Origin of the sequence: Kitasatospora sp. NPDC093558 (assembly GCF_040683475.1) — a bacterium.
GTDB lineage: Bacteria > Actinomycetota > Actinomycetes > Streptomycetales > Streptomycetaceae > Kitasatospora.
This window is the reverse complement of the sequence record NZ_JBFBDY010000388.1, coordinates 1-6020: the sequence shown is the minus strand read 5'-3', so window position 1 is coordinate 6020 and position 6020 is coordinate 1. Positions and strand designations below refer to the sequence as shown.

Annotated in this window: 7 protein-coding genes; all 7 read left to right on the top strand. The window is 73.9% G+C overall.

Annotation, left to right across the window (positions count from 1 at the left end; all coding sequences use genetic code 11):
• Positions 1-530 precede the first annotated feature (530 nt).
• Positions 531-1244, top strand: coding sequence for a hypothetical protein (locus AB0O00_RS27150; protein ID WP_363656051.1), 714 nt, complete (start codon positions 531-533; stop codon positions 1242-1244).
• A gap of 13 nt (positions 1245-1257) precedes the next feature.
• The gene (locus AB0O00_RS27145) at positions 1258-1692 is read left to right on the top strand and encodes a phage tail protein (RefSeq protein WP_363656049.1); all 435 of its coding nucleotides are present in this window, start codon (positions 1258-1260) and stop codon (positions 1690-1692) included.
• Positions 1693-1710: 18 nt separating this feature from the next.
• Positions 1711-2517, top strand: a complete 807-nt coding sequence (locus AB0O00_RS27140) for a LysM peptidoglycan-binding domain-containing protein (protein ID WP_363656047.1) — start codon at positions 1711-1713, stop codon at positions 2515-2517.
• Entirely contained in the window at positions 2507-4354 is a 1848-nt protein-coding gene (locus AB0O00_RS27135) for a VgrG-related protein (protein WP_363656045.1), read from the top strand. The genes AB0O00_RS27140 and AB0O00_RS27135 overlap by 11 nt, the downstream gene beginning before the upstream one ends.
• A gap of 47 nt (positions 4355-4401) precedes the next feature.
• Entirely contained in the window at positions 4402-4683 is a 282-nt protein-coding gene (locus tag AB0O00_RS27130) for a PAAR domain-containing protein (protein ID WP_363656043.1), read from the top strand.
• A gap of 5 nt (positions 4684-4688) precedes the next feature.
• A complete protein-coding gene (locus AB0O00_RS27125; RefSeq protein ID WP_363656041.1) occupies positions 4689-5129 on the top strand; it encodes a GPW/gp25 family protein in 441 nt (146 codons plus the stop codon).
• A partial coding sequence (locus tag AB0O00_RS27120; protein ID WP_363656039.1) for a putative baseplate assembly protein occupies positions 5129-6020 on the top strand: 892 nt, incomplete at its 3' end. The genes AB0O00_RS27125 and AB0O00_RS27120, both read left to right, overlap by 1 nt.

The window sequence follows — 6020 nt, the reverse complement described above, 5'->3', positions numbered from 1 at the left end:
GGCCGCACGACGGGCCCGCGCCGGGACCGGAGTCCCTGCCGGTGGCACCCCTGGTGGGCGATGCACCGGTCGCGAAGGCGATCCCCGCGCAGCCGGAGCCTGGGACCGGCGAGGTCGTCGTGCCGTCGGTGATCGAGGCAACTCCACTGACAACACCGGGCGTTGGTGGACCGGTGGCTGGTATGTATGTGCAGCGTTCTGCCGGGCCGGAGGCTGTGGCGCCGCTGGTCGGAGGCCCAACGCCATTGGGAACGAACGAGGTTGGCAGTACGACGGCGCATCCACCAGTGCAGCGCTCGGCAGAGCCGGACGCCGGCGAGGTTGTCGCGCCGCTGGTTGGCGGCTCAACTCCTCTGGTCATGCCGCAACTTGGCGATCCGGGTCGGCAGGCGGCGGCGCCGGCGAGCTCGGAGGTCGTCGCGAGTGGAGGGGACTCATCTGCCGCAGTCCCGAGGCCCACTGATGCCGCCGTCGGTGGCGCGCCGTCCGGATCTCCGCAACTTCCCCTGAGGCCAGTGCCGTTGCAGCGGATGCCGGCCTCGGAGGCCGACTTCGTCGGCGTCACCGACCCGGCCGTGATCGCCGCGACCGCGCCCGCACCCAGCATCGGGCTCGTCGGGGAACGCGGACTGCAACTCCGCTCGGCGCCCACTCCGCAGGCGCCGTCGTCTCCCCGCGACGTGACGGCCGAGCCGAGTGCCGTCCCGGTCGTCTGGGCGCCGCCCGCCAACGTCGAACACGCCCATGTCGAGCCCGCCCATGTCGAACCCGGCCATGTCGAGCCCGGCCATGTCGAGCCCGGCCAGGTCGAACCCACTGGAGCCGCTCTCCGGACCGACTCGTCGACGCCGGCTGCCGTCCAGCGCCGCACCTCCCCGCTGCTGCCGTTGCAGGGGCTCGGCGAGAACTACCAGGCCCCGCCGCCGTCACCCGCCAGGACGCCCACCGACCCGGGGACGGTCGCCGTGGCTGCGGGCATTGCCCAGCGGATGCCCGACGGGTCGGTGGTCTTCGAGCCGCCAGCCGCGCCGCAACCCGAGCCGCCACCCCCGCCCGTCCAGCCCGAGCCCGCGCCCGTCCAGCGCACGGAAGCCCACACCACAGCCCCCACCCCCACCCCACCCGAAAGCACCGACGAGCTCGTCCGCCGCCTCATCGACCCCCTGGGCCGTCTGCTCCGGGCCGAGATCCGGCTGGACCGCGAGCGTGCCGGTCTCCGTTTCGATACTCACCCCTACCACTGAGAGGAGCCCCGCGGTGGCCGACGACGACCCGGCGGTGAGCGTGTGCTTCATCGTCGAGATCGACGACTTCAAGCTCGGGACGTTCAACTCCTGCGAGGGGCTGGGCTGTGAGGTCGTGATGGAGCAGCGGGAGGAGGGCGGCAACAACGGGTACGTGTGGCAACTCCCCTCCCGCATCAAGTACTCGAACATCAAACTGACCCGTCCCGTCACCAGGGACACCGAGAAGGTGACCCGCTGGATCGCGGGCATGGTGTCCGGGGTGCAGCGCAAGACCGGTCACATCAGCGCGATGACGGCGGACGGCCGGGTGGTCGCGCGGTGGAGCCTGCTGGACGTGGTGCCGGTGCGCTGGCAGGGGCCGTCGCTGAGTCCGGAGACGGCCAAGGTGGCGACGGAGACGCTGGAGATCGCGCACCACGGTTTCCTCGACCCGGACCGGGCCTGAGGCGGGGGAGGGAAGCGCATGCCGTCCTCACCCGTGGTCTTCTCCGCCGGCGCGACCGGCGGCGGTCCGGCGGGCGCCCGGCCGAAGCTGGAGCGGGCGTACCTGGAGCTGCGCCATCCGCCCGCCGACGGCGGCACGACGACGCCGGGGCCCCGCATCGACAAGATCGACTTCCAGTTCAACCCAAGGGAGCTCGCGCTCGCCAAGTCCGCGAAGTGGGAGCGCAAGACGTCGAAGGGTGCCCGGAAGGCGGGGCCGGTCGAGTTCAAGGGCGCCGAGCCCAGCAAGCTGACGCTGGAGATGTTCTTCGACACCACCGATCACCCCTCCGACCGGGTGGTGAAGGCGGTGGAGCAGTTGTTCGCGTGCTGCGTGCCGACGGCGCAGAGCCACGGCAAGCAGCAGGGCGTGCCGCCGTGGGTGATCTTCCACTGGGGCGGGCTGACCGGGTTCCTGGCGTACGTGAGCCAGGTGCAGGCCAAGTACACGCTGTTCACGGCCGGCGGCCTGCCGGTCCGGGCCGTGTGCCAGGTGACGCTGGAGGAGATCAGCGGCGAGCTCCCCGGCCAGAACCCGTCCTCGGGCGCACTCGCCGCCCGCCGCGTGCACCGCGTGGTCGCGGGGGACACCCTCGCGCTGCTGGCCTGGCGCGAGTACGGCGACCCGGCGGCCTGGCGGGCGATCGCCGAGGCGAACGGGATCGACGACCCGATGCGGCTGCGCCCCGGCACGGAGCTGCTGCTGCCCGGCGCGGAGGAGCTCGACCGGAGACCCGACGGACCGCAGTCCGGCCCGATGCAGGGAGGCGCCGACCATGGCCGGTGAGGCCTTCGCGAACACGCTCACCGTCGAGGTCGCCGGGCAGCCGCTCGCCGCGCCCGTCGCCGAGCTGCTCGTCTCCGCCCACGTGGACGGCAGCCGCCACCTGCCGGACCTCTTCGTGCTGCGCTTCCGGGACCCGCACCACCTGGTCCTCGCCAAGGCGGGTCTGACGATCGGCACGCAGGTGAAGCTGTTCGCGCGGGTCGCCGACGACCCGCAGCGCGAGCTCCTGGTGTCCGGGGAGGTCACCGCGCTGGAGGTGGACGCGGACGCGACCGGCACGTTCACCGTCGTGCGCGGCCTCGACCACTCGCACCGGCTGCTGCGCGGGCGCCGGGTGGTCGGCTACCGGCAGATGACGGCCTCCGACGTCGCGACGGCCGTCGCCCGCCGGGCCGGGCTGCGGCTCGGCACGGTCGACGCGACGACGACCGTCCACCCGCACCTGGCCCAGGCCGGGCTCACCGACTGGGAGTTCCTCCACCGGCTGGCGGTCCGCTCCGGCCGGGAGGTGGCCGTGGTGGACGGAAGGTTCCAGTTCCGCCGTCCGACCCCGGCCGCCGGCGCGCCGGGCACCACGACGCCGGTCAAGGCCAGCCCGTTCGTCCTGGAGCTGGGCCGCAACCTGCTGCGCTGCCACGCCGTCGTCACGTCCGCCGACCAGGTGCGGGAGGTCGAGGCGCGCGGCTGGGACGTGCAGGCCAAGCGCGCCGTGGTCGCGCACGCACCGGCCGGCGACAGCGAGCTGCTCGCGCTCGGCCTGACGCCGGGCCGGGCCGCCGAGCCCTTCGGGGACGCGGCGTTCCTGGCCGTGGACGTCCCGTTCGGGGCGCAGGCCGAGGCGGACCGGGCGGCGCGGTCACTGGCCGCCGACCTGGCGGCGTCGTTCGCGGAGCTGTCGGCGGTGGCGATGGGCATCCCGCGGCTGCGGGCGGGCAGCGCGGTCGCGCTGACGAACGTCGGGGCGCCGTTCGAGGGCAAGTACACCGTCACGGCCGTCCGGCACGTGTTCGATCCGGCGGTCGGCTACCAGTCGTGGATCACCGTGAGCGGCCGCACCGACCGCTCGCTGCTCGGCCTGACGGCGGGCGGGGGCCGGCCCCGGGACCGGGTGGCGGGGCTGGTCAACGCGGTGGTGACGGACACCAGGGACCCGGAGCACCAGGGCCGGGTCCGCCTCGCGTTCCCGTGGCTCTCGGACGACTACGTGAGCGACTGGGCCCGGACGGCGCAACTCGGCGGCAAGGGCGGGGGCGGGGTGTTCGGCCCCGAGGTGGGCGACGAGGTGCTGGTCGGCTTCGAACAGGGCCTGGTGGACCGCCCGTTCGTGATCGGCGGGCTGTACAACGGCGAGGACCGGCCGTCCCGGCACGACGCCGAGCCGGTGGACGGGACGAGCGGCGCGGTCAACCGCCGCTCGCTGGTGTCGCGCAGCGGCAACCGGCTGGAGCTGCTGGACGCCGCCGCCGGGCCGAAGGGCGTCCGACTGTCCACCGGGGACGGCAAGTTGACGCTGCACCTGGACGGGAAGGCGACGTCCGTGGTCGTGCACAGCGACGGCACGGTGGAGATCGAGGCGAAGGAGAAGGTGACGGTCAAGGCCGCGCAGGGCGTCAGCGTCGACGCCGGGCAGGGGAAGCTCGAACTCGCCGGGGACTCCGTGCAGGTCACCGCCCGCTCGGGGGTCCAACTGGACGGCGGCGCGGGCGCGGTGAAGCTGCAGACGCAGGGGCAGGTGGACGTCAAGGGCACGACCGTCGGCGTGTCCGGGACGGCGAGCACCGAGATCAAGGGCGGCGCGACCTGCTCGATCAGCGCCGCCCTCGTGAAGATCAACTAACGCGGCCGATCGACCGACGCCGCCGCTACGGGAGAGGAACACCACCGATGCCACCAGCCGCCAGGGTCGGCGACCCGACCGGGCACCCCGGCGTGCTCGCCCCGCCCGGGGTCCCCACCGTCCTCATCGGTGGGCAGCCCGCGGCCGTGGTCGGCACGCCGCACGTGTGCTCCTTCCCGCCGCCCGCCGTCCACCCGCCGAGCGCCGTCGCCCCGCCCTGCTGCCCGACCGTCCTGATCGGCGGCCTGCCCGCCGCCCGCGCGGGCGACCTCGCGGCCTGCGGCGCGCCGATCGTCGTCGGCTGCCCGACCGTGCTGATCGGCGGGTGAAGGTGATGGGCCGTCAATTCATCGGTGCCGGATGGGCGTTCCCCGTCCGCACCGACCCGACCGGGTCGATCGCCCTGGTCGCCCAGGAGCGCGAGATCGAGGAGAGCATCCGTCTGATCCTCTCCACCGCGCCGGGCGAGCGGCCGATGCGCCCGCTGTTCGGCTGCGCCGTCCACGACCACGTCTTCGCGCCCGCCGACAGCGCCACCGCCGGCCTGATCGCCTACGAGGTACGGCTGTCGCTGGAGCGGTGGGAGCCGCGGATCGACCTCGTGGACGTGGTCGTCGGCTTCGACGCGGTCGACTCCGGCACGCTCTGGATCGACGTCCGCTACACGCTGCGCGGCACCAACGACCCGCGCAACCTCGTCTTCCCGTTCTACGTCATCCCCACGCACGACCCCGGCGGCGATCCCGAGCCTGCCGACCACCCGGGGAGCCCCTGATGCCCCTGCCGCAGCCCAACCTGGACGACCGCCGCTTCCAGGACCTCGTCGACGAGGCCAAGCGGCTCGTCCAGCAGCGCTGCCCGGAGTGGAGCGACCACAACGTCTCCGACCCGGGCGTGACGCTCATCGAGGCCTTCGCCCACATGGTCGACCAGCTGATCTACCGCCTCAACCGGGTGCCCGACAAGAACCACCTGGCCTTTCTCGACCTGATCGGGGTCCGCCTGCTGCCGCCCGCCGCCGCCCGGACGGAGGTCACCTTCTGGCTCTCCGCCCCGCAGGAGCGGACCGTCCCGGTGCGGGCCGGCACCGAGGTCGCCACCGTGCGGACCGCGACCGAGGAGGCGGTGGTCTTCTCCACCGTCCACGAACTCGCCATCCTCCCCTGCGCGTTGACGCACCTCGCGACCTCCTCCCAGGGCGCCCCGGTGGACCGCGACGCCGACCTCGCCGACGGCCGCGGCGTCCCGTGCTTCGCCGCCGTCCCGGCGCCCGGCGACGTCCTGCTCTTCGGCCTCTCCCAGGCCGTGCCGCACTGCCTGGTGGCGCTGCGCCTGGAGTTCCCGGTCAGCGGGCACGGCATCAACCCCGACCACCCGCCGCTCGCCTGGGAGGCCTGGACCGGCGACGGCTGGGCGGGCTGCACCGTCCAGCGCGACACCACCGGCGGCTTCAACCGGCCAGGCGACGTCATCCTCCGGCTGCCGCCCGACCACACCGCCTCCGTCGAGGCCCGCCACCGGGCCGGCTGGCTGCGCTGCCGGATCACCGCACCCGTCCCCGGCCTGCCCGCCTACTCCGCGACACCCGTGCTGATCTCCGCCGAGGCGTTCACCGTCGGCGGCACCACGACCGCCGTCCACGCCGAGCGCGTCGAGGGCGAAGCCC